General features: G+C 52.9%; 1 protein-coding gene. It reads right to left on the reverse strand.

Annotation, left to right across the window (positions count from 1 at the left end):
- Window positions 1-627 precede the first annotated feature (627 nt).
- Entirely contained in the window at window positions 628-1,548 is a 921-nt protein-coding gene (locus V6N04_RS18940) for an ROK family protein (protein WP_371171732.1), read from the reverse strand.
- Between the last annotated feature and the right edge of the window lie 126 nt (window positions 1,549-1,674).

A 1,674-nucleotide genomic window follows, 5' to 3' on the forward strand; every position in this document is an offset into this window, starting at 1 on the left:
AGGTTGAAGCAACAATCAACGTTCAGGTCTAGCTATCCATACTCTGACTCATGCAAAAAAGCCTCAATCTCAGGTGATGGCACCAAATAGCTGCCGTTCGAGCGATTGCAGCATCTGGAAAAATGAGTCCAAAGCCGAAAAATGCGCCCGCAGAAACCGCAAGTTTGGCCGCAGTAGCGCAGGTCAGGTTTGGCCCCTGCCTCGATGTTCGAAACTGGCTGCCGTGAAATGACGGTTTGGACTTCAGCGGATTCAGATCGATTGAATGATCGCAATTGGGAAATCTACTGCGGTGCAACAAGTGACGTGCCGCAGGCGCGAGCAATTGCTGCGTCAGCAATAGCAGCGTGAGCAAAAGGCGGGTTTGTCAGACATAGCTTACTCCACAAGGGCGCATGGCCCAGCAACTTGATGGTGATGCAAGCGGCGGCGGCGTCCAAATCCCAGTCATTGGTGCAACAAGCGACGAAGCATCGTGAAGAGCCCACTTTAACCAATGCTGCGCCATGTGCAGACGACCGCTAGTCGTACAAAGCTACCTTAGGAAATCATGACCTCAAGGAACGAGTTGCGGGTGTGGATTAGACGGATCGCTGCAATACAGACGACATTAATCAGAATAATTCTTTAGCATCCCTTTGGGCCACTACCTGCATGGTCTGATTGCTGTCTAAGCGCCAAGGCTCCCAATAAAGGGCCATCCTGCCCAAGCTGAGCCAGTGTCAGCGAGGCTTGGAAAAGCTCAGGCTCGTTTGCAAGGTGGCTTTCGACAAGAGACAGATAACCGTCCGCCAGACCGATACTCCCACCTACTGCTACTCTTTCGGGATCGAATGAAGTCGAGATGTCAGCGATTAGTGTTGCAATCGCTTGAGCTGATTGGTCGACAATTTTTGTCGCCCAGCCTGCGCCCATTTGAGCGGAGACAAATACGTCTTTGGCGGAAAAGTCGCGATGTCCGGTCTTATCAGCAGCCTCACTGATGGCAAGCCCACCAGCAACTGACTCGACCGTGGCCTTTCTGCCTGATCCACATGTCTCCTGTGCTAGCGGAGATGTCATAAAACCAAAATGCCCAGCCAATCCGCGAAAGCCCGATACTGGTCTTCCATTGAAATACAAACCGCCGCCGACCCCTGTTGAAACAGTAATATATGCAAAGTCCTGACATCCAATACCCGCCCCGAACAAGGCCTCCGCCAGTGTCGCAGCGATTGCGTCATTGCAACACTCCGAGGCCTGAAAGCGCGCGCTCAGCGCGTCACCCAACGGGGCGTCCCAAATTTTGGGAAGGGTTGCCGCATTAACGGCGAACCATTGTTTGTCGCGTGTGAGTCTACCGGTTACAGCGACACCAAGTGGGGCGCCGTGATAATAGTCCAGCTCTGAAAGCATGTCGTTCATCTGGTCGAGTTGCGCGTACAGATCACCGTCACGATCAGTGGGCAGCGTTACGCGTTCAGTTATGTCGCCATTTGCGATCCGAGCGGCGGTCGTTTTCGTGCCACCCAGATCAATCGCAAAACCGTTCAGGTCTTGGCGTTTCATCCTTGTCCGTCGTCATATAAAGTTGGACATCATAGCGGCTTGAGCATTGGAGGCTCTGGCTCGTTTGTGTGATTGATTATGCGGCTTGTTTTTCGTGATGCAAGCGTCGTTGCCGGATTGTCTGTT

Source organism: Aliiroseovarius conchicola (genome assembly GCF_041403445.1).
Taxonomy (GTDB): Bacteria; Pseudomonadota; Alphaproteobacteria; order Rhodobacterales; family Rhodobacteraceae; genus Aliiroseovarius; species Aliiroseovarius conchicola.